21 protein-coding genes are annotated in these 25386 nt (G+C 64.2%); 4 read left to right on the top strand and 17 right to left on the bottom strand.

Features of this window, described 5'->3' with window-relative positions:
• The first annotated feature begins 138 nt into the window (after positions 1–138).
• Together NFG57_RS14815 and NFG57_RS14810 are read left to right on the top strand one after the other, a co-directional pair.
• Entirely contained in the window at positions 139–1506 is a 1368-nt protein-coding gene (locus tag NFG57_RS14815) for a nucleoside recognition domain-containing protein (protein ID WP_348814629.1), read from the top strand.
• A gap of 258 nt (positions 1507–1764) precedes the next feature.
• Positions 1765–2571, top strand: coding sequence for an SDR family NAD(P)-dependent oxidoreductase (locus NFG57_RS14810; RefSeq protein ID WP_348814628.1), 807 nt, complete (start codon positions 1765–1767; stop codon positions 2569–2571).
• Positions 2572–2609: 38 nt separating this feature from the next.
• Here NFG57_RS14810 and NFG57_RS14805 read toward each other — a convergent pair whose 3' ends face one another.
• The 5 genes from NFG57_RS14805 to NFG57_RS14785 all read right to left on the bottom strand — a co-directional run bounded on the left by NFG57_RS14805 (position 2610) and on the right by NFG57_RS14785 (position 7801).
• Positions 2610–3866, bottom strand: coding sequence for a M20 family metallo-hydrolase (locus NFG57_RS14805; protein WP_348814627.1), 1257 nt, complete (start codon positions 3864–3866; stop codon positions 2610–2612).
• A gap of 10 nt (positions 3867–3876) precedes the next feature.
• The gene (locus tag NFG57_RS14800) at positions 3877–5151 is read right to left on the bottom strand and encodes a TRAP transporter large permease (protein ID WP_045992540.1); all 1275 of its coding nucleotides are present in this window, start codon (positions 5149–5151) and stop codon (positions 3877–3879) included.
• 13 nt (positions 5152–5164) lie between these two features.
• Positions 5165–5686, bottom strand: a complete 522-nt coding sequence (locus tag NFG57_RS14795) for a TRAP transporter small permease (protein WP_045992541.1) — start codon at positions 5684–5686, stop codon at positions 5165–5167.
• A 12-nt stretch (positions 5687–5698) separates the two neighbouring features.
• Positions 5699–6694 (bottom strand): TRAP transporter substrate-binding protein, encoded by a 996-nt coding sequence (locus NFG57_RS14790; protein WP_045992542.1) that lies wholly within the window; start codon positions 6692–6694, stop codon positions 5699–5701.
• 114 nt (positions 6695–6808) lie between these two features.
• On the bottom strand, positions 6809–7801 hold the full coding sequence (locus NFG57_RS14785; protein ID WP_045992543.1) for an asparaginase: 993 nt from the start codon (positions 7799–7801) through the stop codon (positions 6809–6811).
• Between the two features lie 185 nt (positions 7802–7986).
• Here NFG57_RS14785 and NFG57_RS14780 point away from each other — a divergent pair, with 185 nt between their 5' ends.
• The gene (locus tag NFG57_RS14780; protein ID WP_348814626.1) at positions 7987–8754 is read left to right on the top strand and encodes a FadR/GntR family transcriptional regulator; all 768 of its coding nucleotides are present in this window, start codon (positions 7987–7989) and stop codon (positions 8752–8754) included.
• A 240-nt stretch (positions 8755–8994) separates the two neighbouring features.
• Here the strand turns inward: NFG57_RS14780 and nhaC are convergent, their stop codons facing one another.
• The 11 genes from nhaC to NFG57_RS14725 form a co-directional block, all read right to left on the bottom strand.
• The gene (nhaC, locus tag NFG57_RS14775) at positions 8995–10431 is read right to left on the bottom strand and encodes a Na+/H+ antiporter NhaC (RefSeq protein WP_348814625.1); all 1437 of its coding nucleotides are present in this window, start codon (positions 10429–10431) and stop codon (positions 8995–8997) included.
• A 56-nt stretch (positions 10432–10487) separates the two neighbouring features.
• Positions 10488–11807, bottom strand: a complete 1320-nt coding sequence (locus tag NFG57_RS14770; RefSeq protein ID WP_348814624.1) for an FAD-dependent oxidoreductase — start codon at positions 11805–11807, stop codon at positions 10488–10490.
• A gap of 453 nt (positions 11808–12260) precedes the next feature.
• On the bottom strand, positions 12261–12932 hold the full coding sequence (locus NFG57_RS14765; RefSeq protein WP_045992547.1) for a GntR family transcriptional regulator: 672 nt from the start codon (positions 12930–12932) through the stop codon (positions 12261–12263).
• 108 nt (positions 12933–13040) lie between these two features.
• Positions 13041–14618, bottom strand: coding sequence for an aldehyde dehydrogenase (NADP(+)) (locus tag NFG57_RS14760; protein WP_045992548.1), 1578 nt, complete (start codon positions 14616–14618; stop codon positions 13041–13043).
• 143 nt (positions 14619–14761) lie between these two features.
• Positions 14762–15709: a dihydrodipicolinate synthase family protein gene (locus NFG57_RS14755; RefSeq protein WP_045992549.1), complete on the bottom strand. Its 948-nt coding sequence runs from the start codon at positions 15707–15709 to the stop codon at positions 14762–14764.
• A gap of 122 nt (positions 15710–15831) precedes the next feature.
• Complete coding sequence (locus tag NFG57_RS14750) at positions 15832–16764, bottom strand: 4-hydroxyproline epimerase (protein ID WP_348814623.1); 933 nt, start codon at positions 16762–16764, stop codon at positions 15832–15834.
• A gap of 273 nt (positions 16765–17037) precedes the next feature.
• A complete protein-coding gene (locus NFG57_RS14745) occupies positions 17038–17493 on the bottom strand; it encodes a hypothetical protein (RefSeq protein WP_213231510.1) in 456 nt (151 codons plus the stop codon).
• Between the two features lie 335 nt (positions 17494–17828).
• Positions 17829–18587 carry an anti-sigma factor gene (locus tag NFG57_RS14740; RefSeq protein WP_348814622.1) on the bottom strand — a complete coding sequence of 253 codons (759 nt, stop codon included), beginning with the start codon at positions 18585–18587 and terminating at the stop codon, positions 17829–17831.
• On the bottom strand, positions 18584–19180 hold the full coding sequence (locus NFG57_RS14735) for a sigma-70 family RNA polymerase sigma factor (protein ID WP_045992553.1): 597 nt from the start codon (positions 19178–19180) through the stop codon (positions 18584–18586). The genes NFG57_RS14740 and NFG57_RS14735 overlap by 4 nt, the downstream gene beginning before the upstream one ends.
• Positions 19181–19286: 106 nt before the next feature.
• A complete protein-coding gene (locus NFG57_RS14730) occupies positions 19287–21470 on the bottom strand; it encodes an EAL domain-containing protein (RefSeq protein WP_348814621.1) in 2184 nt (727 codons plus the stop codon).
• Between the two features lie 264 nt (positions 21471–21734).
• Positions 21735–23186, bottom strand: coding sequence for an NAD-dependent succinate-semialdehyde dehydrogenase (locus NFG57_RS14725; protein WP_348814620.1), 1452 nt, complete (start codon positions 23184–23186; stop codon positions 21735–21737).
• Between the two features lie 153 nt (positions 23187–23339).
• Between NFG57_RS14725 and NFG57_RS14720 the strand changes: the two genes are divergently transcribed.
• A complete protein-coding gene (locus NFG57_RS14720) occupies positions 23340–24611 on the top strand; it encodes an FAD-dependent oxidoreductase (RefSeq protein WP_348814619.1) in 1272 nt (423 codons plus the stop codon).
• A gap of 61 nt (positions 24612–24672) precedes the next feature.
• On the opposite strand, the gene NFG57_RS14715 is transcribed toward NFG57_RS14720, so the two are convergent.
• Complete coding sequence (locus tag NFG57_RS14715; protein WP_348814618.1) at positions 24673–25362, bottom strand: DUF1826 domain-containing protein; 690 nt, start codon at positions 25360–25362, stop codon at positions 24673–24675.
• Positions 25363–25386: the final 24 nt, after the last annotated feature.

Below are 25386 nucleotides of genomic sequence, written 5' to 3'. Positions count from 1 at the left end.
CCACAGTTCCGTGCTTAACGGCGCTGGCCATTCAACCCCTGAATATCATCCATCCCGCGGGCGCCGATGACGGCGCCGGCACCACCGAGCATCGCCCCCGCGGGCGGTGCTCATCGCAAGCCCCACTGGAGACACAACATGAACAATCCCAAGGTGGCAGCCCCTCCACGCAGCGCTGGCGTGACCTCGCTGGTCGGCAGCCTGATTGGCCTTTGCATCTTCTTTTTCCCCTTCCCGACGGCAGATGGCGCGCTGAAGATCCCGCTGGTGATCATCATCGACTATCTGAAGTCTTCGCTCGGCGGGGCCCTCGAGTATCTGACGCTTGGCCTGGTCGCCCTGTTGTGTGTGACCTGGCTGCTGTCACGCCTGGTGGCTTCCTCCGGGGCGCCGTCTCCATGGCGCCAAGCCGTCGCCGCCTACCATGAGAAGGATGGCACGATGACCGGGCTGACCTTCCTGCTGGCGGCGGTGTTCACCTTCATGCTGGTGTTCCAGATCGGGCCCGACTGGCTGCTGCACAAGGATGTCGGTGGGCTGGCGCTGTACCTGGGGGGCAGCGTCTTTCTGACCGTGGCCATCGCCGGCCTGTTTGTGCTGTTTCTGACCGAGTTCGGCTTCCTGGAATTTGTCGGCACCCTGATGGAGCCCTTGATGCGTCCGCTCTATCGTCTGCCGGGCAAGTCTGCGGTGGACGCGGTTGCCTCCTTCGTCGCCGCCCCGGCGGTGGGCATCTTCATCACCAACAAGCTCTATCTGGAAGGCCACTATACTCAGCGGGAGTCGGCCAGCATTGCCACCAACTTCAGTATCTGCAGCCTGGGCTTCTTCGCCCTGCTGGCGTCCATCGGCGGCATCATGGCTTACCTGCCGCACATGATCATCGTCTCCTTCATCATCAACTTCACCCTGGCGGCGCTGATGGTCAGGATTCCGCCGTTGTCGCGCAAGCTCGACGTCTACCATCAGGGCAACACCCAGACGGCTCAGGATCTTGAGGTTTCCAGTGATGGACACATCCTGGCCCGGGCCTGTGGCGCCGCCGCCGAGCGCGCCTCCCAGACCCGGCTCGATGTGTTCTACAAGGGCTTCTGGGAGGCCATCACTTTTGCCCAGAAGATCGTCGCCTACATCCTGGCCATCGCCACCCTGGCGCTGCTGCTGGCGATCTACACCCCGGTATTCGACTACCTGGGCGTGCTGGTGGAGCCGTTGATCTCTGCGCTTCAGCTGCCGGATGCCGGCGCCATTGCCCCCACCGTGCTGGTGTCGATCGCCGAGATCGCGCTGCCGGCGATCATCATCTCCGGCGCCGACGTCGACCCCATGGCGGTGTTCTTCGTGTGCACCCTGTCGTCGGTGCAGATCATCTTCTTCACCGAGAGTGCCAACGCCATGCTGGAGTCGGACATCCCGCTGACGGTGCGTGACCTGGTCGTGGTGTTCCTGCTGCGCACCCTGGTGGCCATGCCCATGGTGGCGCTGGCGACCCACCTGCTTTTCTAGCCTAACCCTGTTGTGCCGCCCATTGGCGCTTCCGTCCTCCGTCGGCAGCGCCTTTTTCATGTCGGGCGCAAGGCGCAGGCCATACGTTAGGGTGGGGATAGGCGAGGCTGCCGGCGTGGTGCAGTCGATGGCTTTGCAAGAAAACCGAAAACTGATTGCGCCGCTTGCCGGCTTATCGTCGGCACAGGGCTGCACTAGCATGGGGGAAAACATGTCGCCGCACCGTTATCCGGTGACCGGCGCCGCCAGGAGATTGCCATGAAGACGATATTGATCACCGGGTCCACCGATGGGATTGGCCTTGCCACCGCCAGCGAGCTGGCGCGCCAGGGCCATCGCGTCATCCTGCACGGACGCAACCCGGACAAGCTCGCGGCGGCCCGTGAGCAGCTGGCTGTGATCTCGCAAGGCGAGGTGCCCGCAGGGCATGTCGCCGACCTATCACGCCTGGCCGAAGCGGCGGCGCTGGCGGCGGAGGTCGAGCAGAGCGATGAGCGCATCGATGTGCTGATCAACAACGCCGGGGTCTACCGCACCCCGGACACCCGCACCGCAGACGGCCTCGATGTGCGATTTGCGGTCAATACCCTGGCGCCCTATGTGCTGGCCCGTCGCCTGGCGGCTTTGCTCGGAGACAAGGGGCGGGTGGTCAATCTGGCTTCTGCCGCCCAGGCGCCGGTGTCGCTGGCGGCGCTTGCCGGCACCGCCGACGCCGACGGTGACTTCGACGCCTACGCCCAGAGCAAGCTGGCGCTGATCATGTGGACCCGCGACCTGGCCGCCAGGTCCAGTGCCGGTGATCCCATGGTAGTGGCGGTCAACCCCGGCTCCTTGCTGGCCAGCAAGATGGTCAAGGAAGGCTTTGGCGTGGCCGGCAACGACCTGTCCATCGGCGTCGACATCCTGGTAAGGGCAGCATTGTCCGAGGAGTTCGATAACGCCGGCGGCCAGTACTATGACAACGATGGCAAGGGCTTCTCGTCACCGCATGCCCACGCCATGGACGATGGCCGGTGCCAGGGTGTGGTAGAAACTCTGGAGGACACACTCGCGCGGCTGGCCTAACCCGTTGCCACGAACGAGAGTGCCCTGGCCAGTCGTGTTTAGCCTTGAGCAAGCTCGAGGACGGTGTCGGTCAGGGTTCGGACGGCCACTGCGGCATCGTCCTTCTCGACATGTTCGTCCGGGTGATGACTGATGCCGTCCCGACAGGCGACGAACAGCATCGCAGCAGGGCACAGGTTGGCCAGGTGGATGGCGTCATGAAAGGCGCCAGACACCAGTCGGGGGGCTTTGGTGGCGTACGTCTCAAGCTTCTGTTCAAGTGATGCCAGGATGGCCGAATCGAAGGTGACCGGTGCGATCGAGGACAATCGTTCCAGCGTGGCCGGACAGCCCTGCCAGTGAGTCGCTGCCAGGGCGGCAAAATCGTCGTCGATGGCTGCCAGTACTGAGCCATCGGGGTGGCGCAGATCGACCGTGAAGGTGACCTCGTCGGCGATGGTATTGATCGAGTCTGGTGCCACGCCGAACTTGCCGATGGTGAAACGTACCTGCGAGCCCCGCCGGTTGACGCAGTTCTCCAGCTCCCTGATCAGGGCATGTGCCCCCATCACTGCGTCTCGTCTCATGTCCATGGGCGTTGTGCCGGCGTGGTTGGCACGTCCCTGGAGGCGAAAGCGGTACCAGTTGACACCCTGAATACCAACGACCACACAGGCGGGAAGTTGGCCTGCATCCAGCACGGGACCTTGCTCGATATGCAGCTCCAGGTAGGCCGATGGTGAAAAGGGGGATTCTCGCTTGGTCGACCCCCGGGCTTCCATGGCCTCTAGACAAGGGGCCAGGGCTTGTTCGAATGACACTCCGGCATCATCGCGTGACGCCATGATCGCTGCGATGTCTCTAACCCCCGCGAACCACGCAGACCCCGGTGTTCCCGGGGCGAAACGGGCGCCTTCCTCGTTGGTCCAGCTCACCACTTCGACAGGGCACTCGAGCGTGATGTCCTGTTCGTGCAGTGTGCGCAGCACGGCGAGGCCTGCGATGACGCCCAGCGCCCCGTCGTAGATTCCCCCTCGAGGCTGACTGTCCAGATGGCTGCCGATCAACAGCGGCGGGAGCTCCGGGGAGCGCCCCTCTCGGCGCAGGTAGAGGTTGCCGATGGGGTCGTGGAAGGCGCTCGCGCCGAGGGAAGCCGCCTCTTGCATCAGCCACAGACGTGCCTCGATGTCGCTTTCGTCCAGTGCCAGGCGGCCGAGGCCGCCTTCGGGTAGCGCGCCGATGCGCGCCTGGGTCTGAACGTCCTGCCAGAAGCGATCGATATCGACCTCTCGCCCTAATGTGCTGTGCTGTTGCATTGTGCTCGTCTCAATAGATGAGTGAGGGCAGCCAGGTGCTGAACCAGGGAACATAGCTGATGACAATCAACGCCAGCAGCATCATGGCTATGAAGGGCAGGCACGCCTTGAACACTTCCTGCAGTGACATCTTCGAGATGGACATGGCCACGAAAAGATTCAGCCCGACCGGGGGAGTGATCATTCCCACCGAGAAGTTGATCAGGGTGATCACGCCAAAATGCACGGGGTCGACGCCGACCTGCTCGGCGATAGGCTGAAGGAGAGGGGACAGCACGATGATGGCCGAGGCACTGTCGAGGAAGAAGCCTGCGACGATCATCACCACATTGAACAGCGCCATGACCTGAATGGGATCGTCGGTCAGTGATAGCACCTGACTGGCCAGCTGGGTTGGCGTACCGGTGATCGCCAGCAGCCATGAGAAGGCAGAGGCGCCGGCAGTGATCAGCAGCAAGGTCGCAGAGGTCAAGCCAGAGCTTCTCAGGGTGGCGACCAGCTCCCGGGGACCAATGGTTCGATACACGACCATGCCGATGAAGAGTCCGTAGACGCAGGCCACCGCGGCCGACTCCGTGGGGGTGAAGACGCCGCTGTAGATGCCGCCCAGCAGAATAAAGGGGAGCCCCAGGCCCCAGGCTGCCGCCTTGAAGGCACGCAGGATCTCGCCCAAAGAGGGAATCGGCGCACGCGCATAGCCCTTGAGGCTGGCGTAGACCATGCAGTAGCCGATCAACAGAGAGGCGATCAGGATGGCCGGCAGCAACCCCGCAGCGAATAGCTGACCCACCGAGGTGCCAGTCACCGAACCATAGATGATCAAGGCGATACTGGGGGGCACGATCGGGCCAAGGGTGCCGGCCGTGGCGATCAGGCCAATGGCGAAAAGCCGGTTGTAGCCTGCCGCGACCAGGGCGGGAAACATGATGGTGCCGATGGCCACCACGGTGGCTGGGCTGGAACCTGAGATGGAGCCAAAGAACAGGCATGACAGCACGGTGGCCGCTGCGAGTCCTCCGGGCACCCAGCCGACCAGTGCCTTGGCCAGGTTGATCAGGCGGTCGGACAGCCCGCCGATACGCATCAATTCGGCGGCTAGAATAAAGAAGGGGATCGCCATCAGCGAGAAGTTGTTCATGCCCGTGAACATGCGCATGGGAACAATCAGCGCACTGGTCGAGCCGAACAGCTCAATTGCGACAAAAACGGCGAGTGAGAGTGCGGCGAATATCGGTAGACCGAGCAACAACACCGCGAAGAAGATTGGCAGAAGCGCCGTAATCATGGGAGTCTCCTGGTTAGACGAGCTTGTCTGCCTCTGCGGCGAGTTGTTCAGCGTGGCTCATGGGGGGGCTCGACCACATCGTCTGCAAGAGTCCAAGGTAACGGATGATCAGCAGCACTCCCGAGATACCGATCGGCAGGTAGAACCATGCCATCGGCAGTCTCAGGGCTGCCGTCAGCTGTCCGCGATCCATGGTCTTTCCGAATAGCTGGAACCCGTAGAAGACCATGAATCCGGCGAAGATGATGCCGAGTACCGCCGAGACCAGATGCAACAGGCGATTGACCCTGGGCGAGGCGATGGCATTGAGCACATCGACCGAGATATGAGCGCCGTGTCGCACCCCCATGCTGGCACCGACGAAGCTCATGCAGATGATGGAATAGATGACAACTTCCTCGGCCCAGAACAGCGAGCTGTTGAAGCCATAACGATAAACCACCTGAACCGCCGTAATGACGGTCGCGATCGACATGAACGCGACCATCGAAACGCTCTCCAGGCGATCAATCGCTGCATTCAGCGTCTTGATCATCGGAGCTCTCTCTTAGTATTCGATACCGACGACGTCGTAGACCTTGTGCAGCAGTTCCGGCGTCACCACGTCTTCGTAGTCCTCGTGTACCGGCATGCTGGCCTCGACAAAGGCTTGGCGAGCCTCATCGCTGATCTCGTTGATGGCGATCTCGTCCTTGATCTCGGACATGATCACTTCCTCGTCCTCGAGCGTCATCTGGCGTGAGGCATCGCGACCGTTGTCGAAGGCTTCGAGCATGACCTGCTGGAGGTCTTCGGGCAGGGATTCCCAGGCATCCTTGTTCATGACGGCGGCGTAGGCGTGGTAGGCATGGCTGGTCAGTGACAGGTAGTCCTGAACCTCGTGGAAGCGCATGGTGTAGATATTGGCCAGCGGGTTTTCCTGTCCTTCTACCACGCCTTGCTGCAAGCCGTTGTAGACCTCGGTGAACGCCATCGCAGTGGCGTTTGCGCCATAGTTCTCGTAGGTCGAGATGATGATCGGGGCCTGCATGGTGCGCATGCGAATGGCGTCGAGGTCTTCGGGGGACTCGATGGCACGGATGTTATTCGTCATATGGCGAAAACCCGCGCCCCAGAAGTTGAAGGCATGCATGCCATCATCTTCGAGGGTGTCGAGGATTTCCCGTCCCACGTCGCCATCAAGCACCGCTTCCATGTCATCGTAGGTCGAGATCAGGAAAGGCAGGTCAAGAATCTGCAGGCGGGGTTCGAAGTTGCCCAGGGTTGCGGTGGGGGGGATGCCGATATCCACCAGCCCCATCTGGATCTGTTCGATGATTTCGACATCGCCACCGACCTGGGCGGCGGGCAGCACATTGATGCTGATACGGCCGTCGGAGTTCTCCTCCACCTCCTTCTTGAAGGCGAGGGCGGCCTTGCCATTGGGCGTGTCTTCAATCAACACATGGGCAAAGGAAAAGGTGTAGTCGGCGGCCAGGCTCTGGCCGGAGATGGAGGCTGCGGCGATGGCCAGGGGCAGGGCCAGCTTCAGGGACATTTTCATGGATGGTTCCTTTTTTGTCGTGGTTGTTGTCGTAGTTGTTGTTGTGGTCGGTACAACGCGATGAAAATGGTGGAGCACCATCGGGGATGGCTGAGTAAGACCTGGTGCTTCGATTCAGCGAGCCAGTGCATCGAGTGTTGCCGCCAGTGGAGTGTCGCTGGCCAGCAATATCGACAGGACAATTCGCGCCTTGCGTGCGCCAAGCCCGCTGACCGGCAGTGCGCCTGCCTGACACAGATCGACAAGGCTTCCCGAGAATTCGTAGCTCTGGTGGAGCGGGCCTGACAGGCAACTGCTCGTGACCAGTACAGGAAGTCCTTGCGAGCTGGCATCACGAACAGCCGGCATCCAGTCGGGAGGGACATGGCCTCTACCCAGGGCGTCGATGACGATGCCGGCGGCGCCGTTGTCGATGGCGCATTCGAGCAGTGCGGGGCTGGCGTCGAGGTAGGCGGGAACGATGTCGACGCGAGGAAGTTGTGCCTGCAAGGGCAACTCGAAGACCTGGTGATCGACGGGGCGCTGCAGCAGGTGGACGTTCTCTCCATCCACTCGGCCAACGGGGCCAGCGGCAGGCGCGGCAAAGCCGTCCAGCTGATAGGTCGAGACCTTGCGTACCTGCCGAGCCGCGAACAACGACTGGTTGAACACGACCAGTGTGCCCAGTCCACGTGCCTGCTCGTCGGCGGCCACCCGGATGGCGTCGGCCAGATTGGTGAAAGCGTCCGTCCCGGCCTGGTGTGGCGGTCGCTGGGAGCCAGTCACCACGACAGGCTTGTGCGACGGCAGGGTCAGATCGAGGAAGAACGCCGTGTCTTCCAGGGTATCGGTGCCGTGGGTAATCACGATGCCTTGCACGCCTGGGTCGGCCATGGCGTCCAGGCAACGCTGGTGCAACGCTACAAGGTCGGCACGGCTGATGGCGTTGCTTGGCTTTTGCAGGACCGAAACCACGTCGACGCGATCGCGGAGCGCTTCGGGTAGCGCAACGCTTGCCAGCAAGGCGTCGCCTGGGAGCGCACCGGACAGACTGCGCCCGGAGCTATCCAGGGCACTGGCAATGGTGCCTCCGGTGGTCATCACCAGAATACGGGGTAGGGAGGACATGTTCGCGTCTCGTTGTTGTTGTCATAAGACATCAGATGTCTGTCATCATGCTAGACTCAAGGTTGCTGTCCAGGCAAGTCCTGGCGCTCAAAAAGTAATGATAAAACCGATAAAAATAGATTTTCGTCGCGGCCGTCTTGTGTCGATGCGCAGATTGGTTGGATATTTTCTGTCGCTGACCGCTTTTGACGTGTTACCCAGCCGCGCCACGCCAAGTTCGAAACGCATCAACAAGGATAAAGCCAATGGATCTCTTCGGGAGTTCAATCGACCGCCAGTCGGTCGCGGTGCAGCTGCTCGAGCGCATCAAGACGGCGCTGATCGCCGGTGAGCTCAAGCCAGGAGACTATCTGCCTTCGGAGACGGAATTGACCCATAGCCTGGGAATCGGCAAGTCCAGTGTGCGCGAGGCGATCAAGATGCTGCAGGCGATCGGCATCGTCGAGGTCAAGCGGGGGCAGGGGACGCTGATTCGCAAGGAGCCCGGAGAGCCGCTGGTCGATCCGATGGCATTTGGCATGATCCTGGCCAGAGGCATGACCCGTGACGTTCTGGAGTTTCGCAAGATGTTTGAACCCGCCTATACGCTGCAGGCGATGGACAATGCCACGCCCGAGGATCATGAGGCGATTGGCGCTGCCATTGACGCGCTCGAGGCAGCCATTGCCAATGACGAGCAGACCGCTTGCCACGACACGGCCTTTCATCGCGCGATCCTGGCCGCCACCCACAACCCCATGACGATTCGTGTCGGCGAGACGCTGATTCAACTGGTCGAGGCCGGCCTCGAGACGTCGATGCAGACCTTGCCTGAGGTGGCGCTCAAGGACCACAAGGCGATCTACGCGGCTTTCCAAGCGGGCGACGAGACGGCCGTCAGGGCCGCGATTGAGGTCAGTAGCCAAAGCTGGGAAACCACCCTGACCTATCTGGAAGGTACAGAAGGCCGCTGATCGACGTTCGGCGTCCTCGGCTTGCAGTCTGCCTGGACCAGGGTCGACACCCGCAGCGGCCGTTACTGACACGCCGTCGTGAGCAGAAGGCCAGGCAGGAAGCGTCCTGCTCGAACCAGACCTGGATGCCTCGACCGGGGACGAGCCTGGCGCGCGCCTGCCCAGCCCCGCTACAAGATAAAGCCCCCGCTCACCGTGAATGCGAGCGGGGGCTTTTGGTTGCCTGCTGTTGGTGACGGCTCAGGTGGTCTGAAATTCGCCGCTGGAGGTGGTCGTTTTCTCGGCGGGCGGGGTCGTGCGCCAGATGGCGATATTGGCGTAGCCGTAGAACAGCGAGATGGCGATGACCAGCATGTGATACCAGAGGAAGGGCAGGTAGGCCATGGTGGACACGCCGAGGGTGGTGGCCATGAACACGCCGCCATCGGTCCAGGGCACCATCGGGGTGGTCACGGTGCCACCGGCTTCGGCGTTGCGCGACAGCACCCGACGATCGATGCCCTGATCATCGTAGTTCTTCTCGGTGATGGTGCTGGCGGTGATCAGCGAGACGTAGGCGGCGCCCCCGAAAAAGTTGCCGAAGAAGCCACCGAGCATGGTCGACAGGGTCAGCCGGCCCGGGTTGTTGGCCCAGCGCAGGAAGCCGTTGCTGATCGCCTTGAGGATGCCGACCCGGTCCATCAGGCCACCGAGGCCCAGGGCGAAAAGGATCAGTGCCACCACGCCGAGCATCGACTGGATGCCGCCGCGATTGAGCAGTGTATTGAGGAATTCCACATCCGAGGCCATGGCGTTGCCGTCATAGGCGATGCGAATGGCATCGACCGGAGACACGTCCTGGGCCCACCAGGCGCAGATGCTGCCCAGCACGGCGCCGAAGGTGATTACCGGGATGGCGGGGAATCGGCGCGTCAGCAGGCCGATCACAATCACCGCCGGCAGCAACAGCCAGGGGCTGATGGTGAAGTGGGTCTCCAGCGCCTGCATGGCGACAGTGGCACGGGAGGTGTCGACGTCGCCGTCGATAAAGAAGAAGCCGACCACCAGAAACAGCACGCCGGCGATCAGGATTGCCGGTGCACTGACCAGCATCATCGAGCGGATATGGTCGATCAGGTTGACCTTGCACAGCGAGGCGGTCATCACGGTGGTATCGGACAGCGGAGACATCTTGTCGCCGACGTAGGCACCGGAGATCACCGCGCCGGCGACCAGCGGCAGCGGGATGCCGAAGCTGTGGCCGATGCCCATCATGGCGACACCGGCAGTGCCTGCGGTACCGAAGGAGGTACCGGTGGCCAGCGAGGTGAGGGCACAGATGATGAAGGCAGCGAACAGGAAGATCTGCGGGTCCATCACCGTCAGACCGTAGTAGATGATGCTCGGCACGATGCCACCGGCGATCCAGGTGCCGATCAGGGCGCCGACGGTAGTCAGCACCAGTACGGCTTCCATGCCGTTGTGAATGCCGTTGATCAGTCCTTCCTGCATGCTGGCGTAGCGGATCTTGAGCCTGACGCCCAGCGCCATGACCAGAAACCAGGAGGCGAACAGGGCAAGCTGGATGGGCAGGCCAAGGACATTGATGCTCAAGAACATGATGGCGATGAAGCCGATCATGACGGCCAGTACCTCGGCCATGCCGGGTAGGCGGATGGGGGTGGAAGACGACGTCATGGGATCTCCTTTGGTGTTGTTGTGGGTTCTGCGGTGCAGGGGCCGAGCGGTCATGCTCAGAAGCGCTCGAGCCGATAGGGCGACAGTGGCGGGAGTGGCGATAGTGGCGGGAGTGACACCGGACCGGATCCGGTCGCTGGGCCCGTCCGCCCCGTCGCCAGGCGGGCGACAAGCTGTGCCGTAACAGCGGCCTGGGTCAGTCCCAGGTGGTGGTGGCCGAAGGCCAGCAGCACGCGGCCGTCCCGGGCGCTGTCGATGATCGGCAGCGAATCGGGAAGGGAAGGGCGAAAGCCCATCCAGGGCTTGGCATCGGTGGCGTCCAGGTCGTGCTCGAACAGACCCTGGCTCAGGCGGTGGAGCTGCCAGGCGCGGGCCATGTTGGGGGGGCGCTTGAGGCCGGCGAATTCGACAGTGCCGGCCAGGCGCAGGCCGTCACTCATCGGCGTCATGATGAAGCGGCGCTCCAGCGAGGTGACCGCCACCGGCAATCGGTGTCGCTCTGCCGGCAGCATCAGGTGATAGCCACGCTCGGTATCCAGTGGCACACGGCGACCGCTGAGTTCGGCGGCCAGGCGGGCCGAGTGGGCGCCGCAGGCCAGCAGTACCCGTTCACAGTCCAGCGCCCCAGAATCGGTCTGGAGGCTGACGCCCTGGCCATGGACACGGGCAGTGCGTACCTCTGCCGTGGCGAAGGTAACGCCTTCCTGGCGGGCGGCGTCGACCAGGGCAGCGGTGATGGCGGCGGGGGCGACCACATGAGCGGTGGCGGGGAAGAATAGGCCACCACGGAGCTTGGCCGAGAGGGACGGCGCGAGCTCGCGTATGGCGTCGCCCGACCAGGATTCGAGGGCTACGCCCTGGGCCGACATGGCGGCGGCCAGCTGGTCGATCCGGGGCTTTGATTGGTCCTGCTCATAGACCAGCAGCGAGCCGTCTTCCTTCATCAGATGGCGACCATCGATCGAATCGAGCAGCTTGCGCCAGGCGTCCAGGCTGGCCTCGTTGAGGGCACGAATCCCGGCCACGCTGTTGGCGTAGGGGGCAGAGCGCAGGTTCAGCAATAGACGAGTGAACCAGGGCAGGGCGCGGGGCAGGTAGCGCCAGTCCAGTCGCAGCGGCCCCATCGGATCACGCAGCATGGCGGGAAGCTGCGTCAGGATCGAGGCGTCGGCGATGGGAAAGACCTGCTCGGTGGCCATATGCCCGGCGTTGCCGTATGACGCCCCCATGCCGGGAGCCTGACGATCCAGTACCTGCACCGAAAAGCCCTGGCGGCGTAGCTCGAGTGCGCAGGCGAGGCCGATGACGCCAGCACCGATCACGGTAATGCGCGTGTCGCCGGGTTGGCGGTCTTGTCGCGAGCCGGGTGAACCCATGGTTTGCCTCTGCAGCGTTTGTCTTTGTCGATTGTATAAAATATAAGATAGGTGCCCTTTCGGATCAATAGGGTCGATATTCAACGTTGGCGTTATCCGCTGGACGGTCTGCATGGGCGACGCATTGAGGAGGAGCGCATGAACGACGCGCTGGGGCCGGAGCGCAAAGGAATGCGCCGTGTTCGGAGCGCAGAAAACGTGCCAAGGGGATGGAGCGTCAGGACGGTGCGTTCAGGGCAGGGCCTTGAACAAGCCAGCGCAGGAGGAAACCTTGATGACAGGCGGCTGGCGCCGACGGGGGCGATAACGCCCCTGGCAGGCCAAGGGCGACGACAGCGAAAGCGGGCAGCTCATCCGCGGATGTTCAGGGGGCTATGGCGTTGACGCCAGGGTTCTAGCGAGTCGGCGCCCGCAAGGCGCCGACAGGGTAAGCACAAGGGGAGGGATGGCGCTTCAGTCGGCGTCGCCGCGCTGGGCGCGTTCTTCGAGCAGGGTCACGATGCCTTCACAGGCTTCCTGAATATGGCGCTGGAGCAATTCGCAGGCCTCGTCGGCCTTGCCCTGACGGGCGAAGTCGAGCAGCCCATGGTGTTCGCGCTCGGCCTTTTCGATCTCCTGGGTGTAGAGCAGTTGCATGCGGATGTAGCGATCCGACTTGGTGTTGAGTTGACTGATCAACGCCAGGGTTTCGGGCAACCTGGCCGGTGCATAGAGGGCCTGGTGGAAGGCGAAATTGTACTCGCTCCAGTTGTCGATCTCGCCGCCGCTGTTCAGGGCATCGTCGTACTTCTCGAGGATGCGCTCTGCCTTGAGCAGGTCGTCTTCCGTCAACTCGCTGATGGCATGGCGCAGGACGTAGGTCTCGAGCAATACTCGCAGGTCGAACAGTTCGCGAATCTTGGCGACCGACAGTTCGGTGGTAAAGGCACCGCGGTGGGCATGGAACTCGACCAGCCCTTCGGACTCCAGGGTCAGCAGGGCTTCGCGCACGGGAATACGGCTGACGTCATAGTCCTTTGCCAGGGCATCCTGGCGCAGCTGGGTTCCCCCCTGGAACTCTCCGCCCAGGATACGCCTGCGCAGGTCATCCGCGACGAACTGTGCGCGTGTCTTGAAAGTCGCCATAGCCTCTCTCTGCCCATCGGATGTTATTGCACACTGTATACAAACCGCGATGAATGTCCATGGGCAGGCGGCGGCCCCAGGGGCCGCCGCCTGGGCAAGGGACCTGATTCAGGCCTCGCGCTTGCCGTCGATGAGGCGGCCAAGGGCCCAGGGGTTGTCGTCGCGCAGTGCCTGGGGCAACAGCGATTCGGGCAGATCCTGATAGCACACCGGGCGCAGGAAGCGCTGGATCGCGGCGCTGCCCACCGAGGTGGTACGGGCATCGGAGGTGGCGGGGAAGGGGCCACCATGCACCATGGCATGGCATACCTCGACCCCGGTTGGCCAGCCGTTGACCAGGATACGTCCGGCCCGGCGTTCGAGGATCGAAAGCAGGCCGCGGGCCGTCTCGGTATCGCCGTCGTCCATCTGCAAGGTGGCGGTCAGCTGGCCCTCGAGACCTTCGGCCAGCGCCTTGACCTCACTTATGTCGGCACACTCCAGCACCAGGGACGTCGAACCGAATACCTCGGCCTGTAGTGCTTCGTCGCCGAGAAAGTCGCTGGCCGTGGCCACGAAGAGACCCGCCTGACACTGATTGACACCTTCGCCTTGCGGCCCACGTGCGATTTCTCGGACCTTGTCGCTGTCGCCAAGGGTCTCTACGCCCTGGGTGTAGGCGTCATGAATGCCCGGGGTCAGCATGGTCTGGGCGCCCGCGGCCTTGACGGCTTCGGCGGCCGACTCGATGAAGGCGTCCAGGGCCTCGCCCTTGACCGCGATCACCAGCCCCGGGTTGGTGCAGAACTGTCCGGCGCCCATGGTCAGTGAGCCGACAAAGGCCTCGCCGAGGTCCTTGCCGCGGGCCTTGAGCGCCTCGGGCAGCAGGAATACCGGGTTGATCGAGCTCATCTCTGCGTAGAAGGGGATGGGGTCCGGTCGGCGCTGGGCGCTTTGCCACAGGGCCATGCCGCCAGAGCGAGAGCCGGTGAAGCCGGCTGCCTTGATTCGGCGGTCCTCGACCAGCGCCTGGCCTACCACGCGGCCGGAGCCGAAGATCAGCGAAAACACGCCTTCGGGCAGCTCGCACCGGGCCACCGCCCGTTGTACTGCGCGGCCGACCAGCTCCGACGTGCCGGGGTGGGCCGAGTGAGCCTTGACCACCACCGGGCAGCCAGCGGCCAGGGCCGAAGCGGTGTCGCCGCCGGCCACCGAGAAGGCCAGCGGAAAGTTGCTGGCACCGAACACCGCGACAGGCCCCAGGGCGATCTGACGCTGACGCAGGTCGGCACGGGGCATGGGCTGGCGTTGTGGCTGGGCAGGGTCGATGCGAACGTCGAGCCATTCGCCCGCGCGTACGGTGTCGGCAAACAGTCTGAGTTGTCCGCAGGTGCGTCCGCGCTCTCCGGCAAGGCGGGCCTGGGGCAGGCCGGTTTCCTGCATGGCGCGCTCGATCAGCGCATCGCCGAGTGCCTCGATTTCCGATGCGATGGTCTCGAGAAAACGGGCGCGTGTCTCGAGCGTGGTTTCGCGGTAGTCATCGAAGGCGGCCTCTGCCAGGGCGCAGGCGCGCTCCACCTCGGCCTGGCTGCCGCCCGGGTAGGCCGGCTCCAGGCGCTTGCCGGTGGCGGGGTCGATGGCGTGGATCGGCGCCTGGCTGCCAGTCACGGCGTCCTGTCCGATCAGCATCTTGCCTTCCAGTGTCATTTGACTCTCCTGTCGAGGGGGAAGTGCGGGAAGCAGCATGGGCGAAAGGGGGGGGGTGCCAACGCCCCTGTCGCCCATGCCGAAAACAACAGGAGGCCCGGCGTCGAGCGAGCCTCCCCGGTGGTTTCAGGACATATCGGGCTTCAGGACAGGTCGAGCGAGGCTGACCAGCCGGCGTACCAGGTGCGGAAGAGGTCGTACTGGGTCTCGACGTAGCGACGCTGGGCATCACTGAGGGCGTCGCTCTCGTTGAAGTGCAGGCGATACTCTTCGTCACCGTTGAGCACCATCAGGTGCTTGTAGTAGAGCACCAGGTCGGCACCTTCATCGAAGGAGGACAGCACCCCCAGGGCCTGCTCGAGTTCCTGGGCCCGGCGGCGGGCCTCGACATCGCCCTTGGCAGCCTTCTTGCTGAGGGCCACCAGCGTCAGCACCTCGTGGGGCAGGGCGTTACCGATGCCGGTGATGGCGCCGGTGGCGCCGCAGTTGACGAAGCCATGGAAGACGGTGGTGTCGACGCCGACCATCAGGGTGACCTGATCATCCTGGGAGGTGATGTGCTCGGCGGCGTAGCGCAGGTCATCGGCGCCACCGAATTCCTTGAAGCCGATCAGGTTGGGATGCTGGCGACGCAATTCGAAGAACAGGTCGGCGCGGGTGGCAAAGCCATAGTAGGGGCTGTTGTAGATGACCGCGGGGAGGTCCGGCGCGGCGTCCAGGATCGCGGCGAAGTGTGCCTTCTGGGCGGTCACCGAGGTGCCGCGAGACAGCACCCGAGGAATCACCATGAGTCCATGGGCGCCGACCTTGGCGGCGTGGGCAGCGTGGGATACCGCTTCGCGGGAATTGACCGCGCCGGTGCCGACGATGGTGGGGATGCCGGCTTCCACCAGGCGGGCGACGCCTTCCTGGCGCTGGGCCTCGGTCAGCAGCGGCCAGTCGCCCATGGAGCCACAGTAGACCACGCCGCTCATGCCGGCCTCGATCAGTTCACGGCCCTTGGCGACCAGGGCGTCGAAGTCGGGCTGGCGGTCCTTGGTGCACGGGGTCATCAGGGCGGGGATGCAGCCGGTGAAGATATTGTCGTTCATGTCGGGTCCTTGAGTGGGACGGTGTCACGGGGTCAGGGAGGCGCCGCCCTTCTTGGGCAGCCGCCGGTGGGTAAAAACGTCAATGGCCGTCGTCGGGTACTGGGGCGCCAGCCGCTGGGGCTTCAGCCGCCGATGCCCCAGGCGAAGGGGTCTTGCTCGTCGATCAGCAGGGTGCTGTCGGCGCTCATGAAGGCGCGTCCGGTGATGCTGGGGCGAATCTGATCGCCCTGCCATTCATAGCTCGCCTCGAACAGGCCGCCGCAGACGCTGGCCTGGCGCCAGCGTTCGCCGGGAGCGAGCTTGCCGTCGGCGGCTAGGCACGCCAGCTTGGCGCTGGTGCCGGTACCGCAGGGGGATCGGTCGTAGGCCTTGCCGGGGCACAGCACGAAGTTGCGGCTGTCGGCCTCGTCGTCATCGGCGAACAGCTCGATGTGGTCGATTTCGCCACCGTCATCGCCGGTGAAGCCCTGGCCTGCAAGCGCCTGACGAATGGCCCAGGTATAGCCGGTCAAGGTCTCCACATTGTTCAGGGCGATGCGCTGGCCATGGTCGCTGACCAGAAAGAACCAGTTGCCGCCCCAGGCAATGTCGCCATGGACCATGCCGTGGCCGGGCACTTCCACCGCGACCTGCCGGCGGTAGCGGTAGGAGGGGACGTTGCGTACGGTCACGGCACCGTCGGCATGCAAGGTCGCCTCGACCTGGCCCACCGGCGTGTCGATGCGGTGGTCGCCGGGGCTGAGGTGGCCCAGGTGATGCAGCGAGGCGACCAGGCCGATGGTGCCGTGACCGCACATGCCCAGGTAGCCGGCGTTGTTGAAGAAGATCACCCCGCAGGTTGCGTCCGGAGATACCGGCTCACAGTAGAGTGCGCCGACCAGCACGTCGTGGCCGCGGGGTTCCAGCATCACCGCGCGGCGCCAGTGGTCGTGTCGGTCGCGCAGACAGTCGCGTTTCTCGGTCATGGTGGCGCCGGCAAGCGTCGGAAAGCCGTCCATGACCAGGCGCGTGGGCTCGCCGGCGCTGTGGGAATCGATGACGTGTACGCGTTGCATGGAGTACCCCGGTTTGTTGTCGGTTGTGGTGATCGACGATCATCTGGGCGTCGTTGATCAGGTTTTATATTTTATACAATCTTCAAGAGGCGTTGTGAAGTCATCAAAGAGGATTCTTTGCGGGGGCTGGCGCGAGCAGGAAGAGCGGCAGGCACAGGAAAGACCGGGAGGCCGGCGCGGAAGGACAGCGGTGGGGTACGAAGGGCGAGCAGCAGGCACAAAAAAGGCGAGGGGCAGGGCCCTCGCCAAGTCGTCAAAAGGAGGGGGCTGGTGTCATTGAGCGGTGATCACGCTCATCACCAGGTTGCCGTCGACCTTGACCGGGCCGTCTTCGCTGGCGCCCAGGGTGTATTCGAAGATGCCGGTCTGCATGCCGCCGTCCTCGCCGTGGAGCATCAGCATCAGATGTTCGCCGCTGCTGACCTCTTCAGTCAGGATGGCCGCGATATCGGTGTTCTCACCGGCCTTGAGCGGGGCGTGACCGACAACGCGCCCTGGTTTGTGGCTTTCGTCGGTACGGTGGACGACCAGCCAACCGTTGTTCTCGGCGACGATGCGATCGGCGGTGACGGTGCCGCTCTCCACCGACTGATCTTCGGCCCAGACGCCGAGATGGCCGGCTTCGTCCATCTCTCCATGGTGGGCGGCCTGGGCGCCGGTGGCCAGGGAGGCTGCGCCGACTAGGAGGGCTGAGGTGATGAGGGTACGTGCTGCCAATGGCTTGAACATGGTGATGGTCTCCTGGTGTTGCTGATTGGCTTGCCGAAGGTGCTCCACGACAGGATGGCTGCCGAGTTGATAACAGCTACGTGCCGATGCCACGGTGGGTTTCAGGTCATCGAAAAAAATGTTGTGCCCTGACGCCAAGGCGAGAGCCGACGTCCAGATAAAAAAGGCCACTCGAACGAGTGGCCAAGCAGGGAAGTCGTGGTGCGGGGCGTACGCCTCGAGGGTGTCGAAACCCACGCCCGCCACGATGACCCCGCCATCGGCCATTGCCGGTGGCGGGGTCATCGACTAGCTACGCAGGGAAGGCGAAAAGGTTTCAGTGAGGGCTGAAATTCTCAGAGACGCTGGCCGCCGCTGGGCTCGGTGGGGTACAGGTAGCCGTGGATAGCGGGGCCGGTAGGCTGGCCGGTGGGCGAGCCACCCGGAGGCTCGACGCTGATGCCAAAGGTGGCATGCTTCAGCAATTCAGGTTCGTAGTCGCGCAGGGCCGCCTGGTCGAGGCTCAGGTCATCGTCGAGTACACCGACGGACCGGGGAGCGGAGCCCAGATCATCATGCTTGATCCAAAGTTGATAGGAGCGGTCGGGCAGAGGTTCGGCGCTGACCGGGCGGACATGCAGGCGGCGCTGCTCCAGGTTGACGCTGAGCATGAAGGCGGGCTGGCGATCGTCCTGCTGGAACACCGCCACAAAGTTGGACTCACTGGTGGACGGCGACGGCTGTGCCAGCAGCACCGCCGCCAGGATGACCGCCGCGGCGCTGGACAGGCCGGTGGCGGCCTTCCAGAAGGCCAGGCGGCGGTGCAGCGGCGTGACGCTGGCGGTGCTCGGGGGGGCGTTGGACGCCGTATCGCCACGCGCGGCGTCCTCGATGGCCTTGATGCGTTGCTGGATAAGCGGCAACAGGTCCGGGCCCGGGGTGAGGTCCTGGATCTCGTCGGCCAGAGGCGCCAGCCGGCTCTCCCATTCACCGATACGCTGCTCGAGTTCGCTGTCGTGTTGACGCTGGCGGTGCACCCTGTCGCGCTCGTCACGATCCAGGGTGCCCAGCACGAACTCGGCGGCCAGCATGTCCTTGTCGTCGCGGTCGCTCATGATCCCAGGCACCCCTTGAGTTGTTTCAGTGCACGATGCAGCCAGGTCTTGACGGTATTGACCGGCTGGTCGAAGTGGCTTGCCAGTTCGGCCCGCGACCAGCCCTCCAGATAGGCCAGGCGCACCATTTGCTGCCGGCTCTCTTCCAGTTCATCAAGGCACAACGTCAGCTGTGTCGACGTCTCGTCCTGGTGACGCTGATCGTAGGCGGAGGGCGTCTCGGCGACCCAGTTCTCGAGGATACTGTCGCTCTCGGTGGGCCGTGTCGGTGCCTTGCGTAGCTCGTCGATGGCCGCATTGCGGGCGATGGTCACCATCCAGGTGATGGCGGAGGCGCGCTCGCTCTCGAAGCGTCCGGCCTTCTGCCAGATGGTCACGTAGACCTCCTGGATGACATCGTTGGCCCAGGCCTGCTGCTTCAAGATACGTAACACCGTGCCGAAGAGTTTCGCCACGCTGGCCTCGTACAACTCGGCGAAGGCCTCCCGGTCCTTGTCGGCGACTCTGGACAGCAGATGAACCAGCCGCTCCGGGGAGGACAGCGGCGGGGATTCCTGGTGCGCCGGGGGCGGGGCGCGAAAGGCATTGGACATGGCGGCGATCTCTGCGCTGCGGAGTGTTGTTGTCGTGGTGGCAGAAGGGTGACGCTGCCTGACCGGCAAGGTCAAGCAGCCTGCATCGACGGTATTGGACGATCGCTCAGGCGATGCCAGTGGGGTGGGAAGGTCTGCCTTCAGGCTCGAGTCCTGATAGGCGGGCCTCGCGCACCGGCGTGTCCCGGGGGGCGTGTCGGGGTTCCGCTGCGGCCGCTGCCACGAGGTGACCCTTGGCCAACAGTGCCTTGAGCTCTTCGGCCGGGACCGGTTTGCTGAACAGGTAGCCCTGGTACTCGTGGCCCTGCAGCTGGCGGATAAAGGCCAGCTGTTCTTCGCTCTCGACACCTTCTGCGATGATATGAAGCCCCAGGCACCTGGCCAGCGAGATCACCGCCTGGACGATGGCCGCGTCCTGTTCGCAATCGACCACGCCTTGCATGAAGGTGCGGTCGATCTTCAGACGGTCCACGGGCAGATACTTCAACTGGGTCAAGTTGGAATAGCCGGTGCCGAAATCATCGATGGACAGCAGCACACCCATGTTGCGCAGGGTACTCAGTACTTCCAGGGCGCGATCAGGGTTCTGTACCAGGGTGCTTTCGGTCAGTTCGAGTTCCAGCAGGTGAGGGGGAAGCTCCGATTCGGCAAGCGCAGCCTCGATGGTGGCCACGAAGCCGCGATGATTGAGCTGAATGGCCGAGATGTTGACCGCCACCGGCAATGGCTCGCCGGACTCCTTGAGCCACTCGCTCGAGAACCGGCAGGCGGTGCGTAGCACCCATGCGCCCAGGGGAAGGATCAGGCCACAGTCTTCGGCGACGGGAATGATCTCGTCAGGAGTGACCTGGCCGAGTTCCTCATCGTGCCACCGCAGCAGCGCTTCGACGCCAGAGACCTCACCGCTGTCGACGCGGATCTTCGGTTGATAGGCCAGGCTCAGGCGATCCTCCTCGATGGCCTGGGTCAGGCGTCGCTCGAGGGTACTGCGCCGGTCCGCCTCGGAGGTCATGTCCAAGGCGAAGAACTGGAAGTTGTTGCGTCCCTGCTGCTTGGCGCGATACATGGCGGCGTCGGCGTGGACCATCAGTGCGTGCTTGCTGCGCCCGTGGTCGGGGTAAAGGCTGATGCCCAGGCTGGTGGAGACCTTGACCATGCTGTTGCCGATCTGGAAGGGCTTGTCCAGCGAACTGACGATGCGCTGGGCCAGCGCTTCAGCGTCGCCGCGCCTGGCAACCTGATGGGTGACCACCATGAATTCGTCGCCGCCCACCCGGGCGACCAGGTCGCTGTCGCGCACCGCCATCTGCAGGCGTCGGGCCGCGCCCTTGATCAGCTCGTCACCCACATGGTGGCCGAGGCCGTCATTGACCTGCTTGAAGCGGTCCAGGTCGACGAAGAACACCGCGAAGGTATCGATGTTGTCCTCGAGCAGTTCATCGAGGTGCTCCTCGAGCTTCAGTCGGTTGGGCAGTTGGGTCAGGACGTCATGATGGACCAGGTCCTTGAGCTCCTGATTGGCCTGTTGTAGCGAACGTGCCAGCTGAGCATTGCGCGAGGACAGATGGGCGTCGTAGATCGACATCATCAACGCTGCCAGCATGATGCAGGTGGCGATCAGCGCCACCACGATGGCCAGCCGGTCGGTGCCGATGCCCGGGGCCGAGGCCGAGTAGCTCAGGGTGCGATAGCTGGTGGCGGACATGCCGGTGTAGTGCATGCCCGAAATGCCTGCGGCCATGACCAGCGAGGCCAGGCCACGTTGCCACAGCGGGGAGCGTCCCCCCACCGGGTTGAGTCGAAAGGCCAGGCTGAGGGCGACCGCTGAGGCCAGCACGGCGATGACCACGGACAGGGCAAACAGGTCCGGTCGGTAGCGCAGGCTGTCTACCGACAGCATGGCCTCCATACCGATGTAGTGCATCAGGCAGACGCCGCTACCCATGATCAGCGCGCCGACGGCCAGTCGAGGACCGGTGAGGTGGCCTGACTGCACTGTTGCCAGTGCCAAGGCGGAAGCGAGAAGGCTCGCCAGCAGGGACGCCAGGGTAAGGGGGATCCCGTAGGCGAAGTGCGAGTCGGGGTCCATGGCCAGCATGCCGACGAAGTGCATCGACCAGATGCCGGTGCCCATGGCGAAGGCACCGCCGGCAAGCCACAGGTGGCGGGCAAGGCCCTGGCTCGCTCTGACGCGTCCGGCGAGATCGAGGGCAGTGAGCGAAGCGATGGCGGCGATGCCAAGGCTCAGGGCGACCAGTGCCGGGTTGTAGGACGCAAGCGAGTGGTCCATGCAGGTGAGATCCTTGAGAGTAAAGTATTAGTATCGGCCAGGTGTCGCATTCACTTTACCCTCAGCCTTGTGCAGGAGGTGAGGCAATCTCCTGAAAAGCCAGCTTTTCTTAAGTTTCTGACGGAGTCTGGAGGGGGGATCTGTGAGTCGGTGGGGGCGCCGCAGCCCCTGCCGGGTATCCTCGGCGGGACGGGGTAGCAGGAGACAACCGTGCTCCCCGGGAGAAGGCTGCGCTTCTCCCGGGGGACTCAGGGTGTGTACAGGCTAGCCATGGGCGGTGCACAGGTACTTGGTCTCGAGGTATTCCTCCATGCCCTCGAGGCCGCCTTCACGACCGAGGCCGGACTGCTTGACGCCGCCAAAGGGGACCTGGGGCCCGGTGATATCCATGGTGTTGGTACCGACCATGCCGACTTCCAGACGTTGCTGGTAGCGACGGATGCGCTGCTGGTCCTTGGCATAGACGTAGGCGGCCAGACCGTAGACCGTGTCGTTGGCAGCGGCGATGGCCTCGTCGTCGCTGTCGAAGGCGCGCACCGGGGCGAGGGGAGCGAAGGATTCTTCACTGGCGATGCGCATATCATCGGAGAAGTCGGCCACCAGGGTCGGCATGAAGAAACGTGGCCCTGGGGCCTGGTCCTGGCCGCGACCGAGCACGCGCGCCCCCCGGGATCTGGCGTCCTCGACCAGTTCGCGGGCCTTGGCCACCGCGTCGCGGTTGATCAGCGGGCCGATCTTGCTGTCCTCATCGAAGCCGTTGCCCACCGGCATGTCATTCATGCGCTGGGTGAAGCGCTCGATGAAGGTGTCGTAGAGAGAACGGTGGACGAACAGGCGGTTGGCCGCCACGCAGTCCTGGCCGCTGGTCTGGAAGCGGGCGGCGATGGCGCCTTCCACGGCGGCGTCCAGGTCGGCGTCCTCGCAGACGATAAAAGGGGCGTTGCCACCCAGCTCCATGGCGCTGCGCTTGACCGTGTCGGCGGCCTGAGCCAGCAGCGTCCGGCCGACCTCGGTGGAGCCGGTGAACGACAGCGCGCGAACGCGATTGTCGTCACAGACCTTTTCGGAAAAGCGCTTGCCGGGGCAGGTGAGGACGTTGAATTCGCCCCGGTTCAGCCCGGCCTGTTCGGCCAGTCTGGCCAGGGCAAGTGCGCAGAAAGGGGTCTGGCTTGCTGGATTGACCAGGGTGGTGCAGCCCGCCGCCAGCGCGGCCCCGACCTTGCGGGTAATCATCGCCAGCGGGAAGTTCCAGGGGGTAATGATGGCCACCACGCCGACCGGCTGGCGCAGCGTGCCAAGCGAGATGTCGGGGTCATCCGAGGCCAGGGTATCACCGGCGATGCGTCGCGCCTGGCCGGCAAACCAGCGCAGGAAGCTGGCGGCGTAATCGACCTCGCCACGGGCCTCGGCCAGGGGCTTGCCTTGCTCCAGGGTCATCAGGCGGGCCAGCGCCTCGGCGTTGTCCTGCATCGCCTGGTACCAGGCCATCAGCGCGTCGGCGCGCTCCAGGGCGGGGGTGTCACGCCAGCGCTCGAAGGCCTGACTGGCGGCGTCGATGGCCTCGCCCAACTGGTCCTCGGTCAGCTGGGGCACCTTGCCGATGGTCTCTTCGGTGGCCGGGTCTTCGACCTCCCGGGTCTTGCCGTCACTGGCCTCGACCCAACGTCCGCCAAGATAGGCATGGTCCGTCATCAGCTGGTTCTCAGGGGTGTGCATAGGGGCAATCTCCTGAAGAAGTTCCGTTTCCGACCTCCCCAAACTACGCTGCAACGAGCATGTCCTCAAGCCGGGCTCGGAGTGGTAGGGTGGGGACGAATCGACACCGGACGTCCCTGTGGATCCCCCGCAGGGGCGATGACAGGAGGTCCCATGAACGTTCGCAGTGAAGGCGTGGTGATCGTAGGTGGTGGTGCCGGAGGCCTCGAGCTTGCCATCCGGCTGGCCAAGGCAGGCCACAAGGACGTATTGCTGATCGACCGTAGCGCCACCCATGTGTGGAAACCGCGGTTGCATGAGCTTGCCGCCGGTTTTCGGCGTGGCGAGGTCGATGAGCTGGACTACGCAGGGCTCGCCGAGCACTGGGGGTTTGGCTTCGAGCGCGGTGAACTCGCGGACATCGATCCCGAGGCGCGTACCCTGACCCTGGCCGAGTGGCGCGAAGACGACGGTCGGGTGAGGGTGCCCGGTCGCTGCATCGGCTACCAGGCGGTGGTGCTGGCGATTGGCGGGGTGACCCCGGACATGGGCGTGGAGGGCGTGCTCGAGCATGCCCTGATGCTCGACAGCGAGGCCGACGCCGAGCGACTGTTCGAGCGCTTCTCGACGGGGCTGCTGGCGCATCGCGCCGGGCAGCGCAGTGATCCCTTCCATATCGCCATCGTCGGTTCAGGGGCCACCGGGGTGGAACTGGCAGGGCTGCTGGCCACCGAGGCGCGGGCCTCGAGTGTGGCCCCACGAGAGTGCCAGCCCAGGGTCAAGGTGACCCTGCTGGAGGCGACCGATACCTTCATGCCGGGCATGGAGGATGAGGTGCGCCAGTCCATCCGCAAGCGCCTTTTGAATGTCGGCATCGACATTCATACCGAACAACAGGTCAGTCGCGTCGATCGCGACCGTCTTACCACCGATGGCGGCGACGAGTTTCCGGCGGACCTGACCATCTGGGCGGCCGGACGCGTGGGGCCGCCGGTGGCCGATTCGATCGACGCGCTGGCGACCAACAAGAAGCGCCAGTGGCGGGTGAAGCCGACCCTGCAGAGTGTCGACAGTGATCACGTCTTTGCGCTGGGTGACTGCTCGGTTATCGACGACGAGCCCGCACCGCCCACCGCCCAGGCGGCCAGCGAGCAGGCAGAACATCTGGCCAAGGAATTGCCGCGTTTTCTCGCGGGGGAAACGCCGGCGCCCTTCGTCTACGAGGACAAGGGTACCCTGCTGTCGCTGGGTGAGGCCGGCAGCGTCGGCGAAGTGAAAGGCTGGTTCGCCGACGACGTCCAGTTGCGCGGGCGACTCGCGCGGGCGGCCTACCAGGGGCTGCAGCGCCAGCACCAGTTCATCCTGCTGGGGCCACTCAAGGGTACCGCCGAGGCGCTGAGCGACGTCCTCGGCCGCTCGGTCGGGCCACGCCTGAAGATCCACTGACCACGCGTTGCGTGCGCAGGCGGCCGCCACGCCCCTGGCAAAGCGTCGGCGGCCGCTCGACTCAGCTCGGATCGATGGTCAACAAAAGGCGCGTCTCTCCTGCCTGCTGCGCCGGGCTGCGATGTACCAGTCCGCGGCCCTCGTTGCCGCTCCAGCCGTCTCCCTTCAACAGTGCCAGGTCGCCGGTGCCCAGCCGCTGAATGGCATGGGCCTGGCGAAGCGTCTCGGGCTTGTCCGGCGAAGGCGCACCGAGCCCGGCGCGATTGACCGCAGACTCGGGCAGCCATTCGCTGCCCGGCCCCCGATAGCTGGTGACCAGTCGCACCGGCAACTTGTCGCAGTGAAAGCGTGGACACATGGCGCTGTCCAGCAGGCGCAGCCGTATTCCCAGAGTGTCGGTGTCAAACAGCATCGCCATGGCCTGGGTCAACAGCACGACGTCGTCTACCAGGGGGCAGGCTTGCTCCGGGGCGGGCATGCTGCGCCGGAGTTCTCGCTTCATGGCGGCGTCGGGAACTCCCAGCCACTGGAAGCTCCAGCGACGCTCGGTATCGCACTGTGCCTGGATGCTGCGTTCCAGGCTGGGGGACAGCGCGCGCTGCATCACCGCGATGGTGATGCCTTGCTCGAAGATGCGCGGCAGGATCGAGGCATCGATACCCTGGGCCCAGTGGACACTTGGCTGCGCCTCGCAAGACGCGGTCGGGGCGTCCCCGTCGACGCAGGTGGACAGTGAGCAGGACAGCGACATCTTGGCGTCTCCATGGGATATGTT

The organism is Halomonas sp. H10-59 (assembly GCF_040070555.1).
GTDB lineage: Bacteria > Pseudomonadota > Gammaproteobacteria > Pseudomonadales > Halomonadaceae > Halomonas > Halomonas litopenaei.
This window is presented reverse-complemented; position numbering and strand designations above follow the sequence as displayed.

Excerpts from the sequence above, each read along its gene's own strand:
- NFG57_RS14815 (WP_348814629.1), top strand. The coding sequence starts at position 139 with ATGAACAATCCCAAGGTGGCAGCCCCTCCACGCAGCGCTGGCGTGACC.
- NFG57_RS14810 (WP_348814628.1), top strand. The coding sequence starts at position 1,765 with ATGAAGACGATATTGATCACCGGGTCCACCGATGGGATTGGCCTTGCC.
- NFG57_RS14805 (WP_348814627.1), bottom strand. The coding sequence starts at position 3,866 with ATGCAACAGCACAGCACATTAGGGCGAGAGGTCGATATCGATCGCTTC.
- NFG57_RS14800 (WP_045992540.1), bottom strand. The coding sequence starts at position 5,151 with ATGATTACGGCGCTTCTGCCAATCTTCTTCGCGGTGTTGTTGCTCGGT.
- NFG57_RS14795 (WP_045992541.1), bottom strand. The coding sequence starts at position 5,686 with ATGATCAAGACGCTGAATGCAGCGATTGATCGCCTGGAGAGCGTTTCG.
- NFG57_RS14790 (WP_045992542.1), bottom strand. The coding sequence starts at position 6,694 with ATGAAAATGTCCCTGAAGCTGGCCCTGCCCCTGGCCATCGCCGCAGCC.
- NFG57_RS14785 (WP_045992543.1), bottom strand. The coding sequence starts at position 7,801 with ATGTCCTCCCTACCCCGTATTCTGGTGATGACCACCGGAGGCACCATT.
- nhaC (WP_348814625.1), bottom strand. The coding sequence starts at position 10,431 with ATGACGTCGTCTTCCACCCCCATCCGCCTACCCGGCATGGCCGAGGTA.
- NFG57_RS14770 (WP_348814624.1), bottom strand. The coding sequence starts at position 11,807 with ATGGGTTCACCCGGCTCGCGACAAGACCGCCAACCCGGCGACACGCGC.
- NFG57_RS14765 (WP_045992547.1), bottom strand. The coding sequence starts at position 12,932 with ATGGCGACTTTCAAGACACGCGCACAGTTCGTCGCGGATGACCTGCGC.
- NFG57_RS14760 (WP_045992548.1), bottom strand. The coding sequence starts at position 14,618 with ATGACACTGGAAGGCAAGATGCTGATCGGACAGGACGCCGTGACTGGC.
- NFG57_RS14755 (WP_045992549.1), bottom strand. The coding sequence starts at position 15,709 with ATGAACGACAATATCTTCACCGGCTGCATCCCCGCCCTGATGACCCCG.
- NFG57_RS14750 (WP_348814623.1), bottom strand. The coding sequence starts at position 16,764 with ATGCAACGCGTACACGTCATCGATTCCCACAGCGCCGGCGAGCCCACG.
- NFG57_RS14745 (WP_213231510.1), bottom strand. The coding sequence starts at position 17,493 with ATGTTCAAGCCATTGGCAGCACGTACCCTCATCACCTCAGCCCTCCTA.
- NFG57_RS14740 (WP_348814622.1), bottom strand. The coding sequence starts at position 18,587 with ATGAGCGACCGCGACGACAAGGACATGCTGGCCGCCGAGTTCGTGCTG.
- NFG57_RS14735 (WP_045992553.1), bottom strand. The coding sequence starts at position 19,180 with ATGTCCAATGCCTTTCGCGCCCCGCCCCCGGCGCACCAGGAATCCCCG.
- NFG57_RS14730 (WP_348814621.1), bottom strand. The coding sequence starts at position 21,470 with ATGGACCACTCGCTTGCGTCCTACAACCCGGCACTGGTCGCCCTGAGC.
- NFG57_RS14725 (WP_348814620.1), bottom strand. The coding sequence starts at position 23,186 with ATGCACACCCCTGAGAACCAGCTGATGACGGACCATGCCTATCTTGGC.
- NFG57_RS14720 (WP_348814619.1), top strand. The coding sequence starts at position 23,340 with ATGAACGTTCGCAGTGAAGGCGTGGTGATCGTAGGTGGTGGTGCCGGA.
- NFG57_RS14715 (WP_348814618.1), bottom strand. The coding sequence starts at position 25,362 with ATGTCGCTGTCCTGCTCACTGTCCACCTGCGTCGACGGGGACGCCCCG.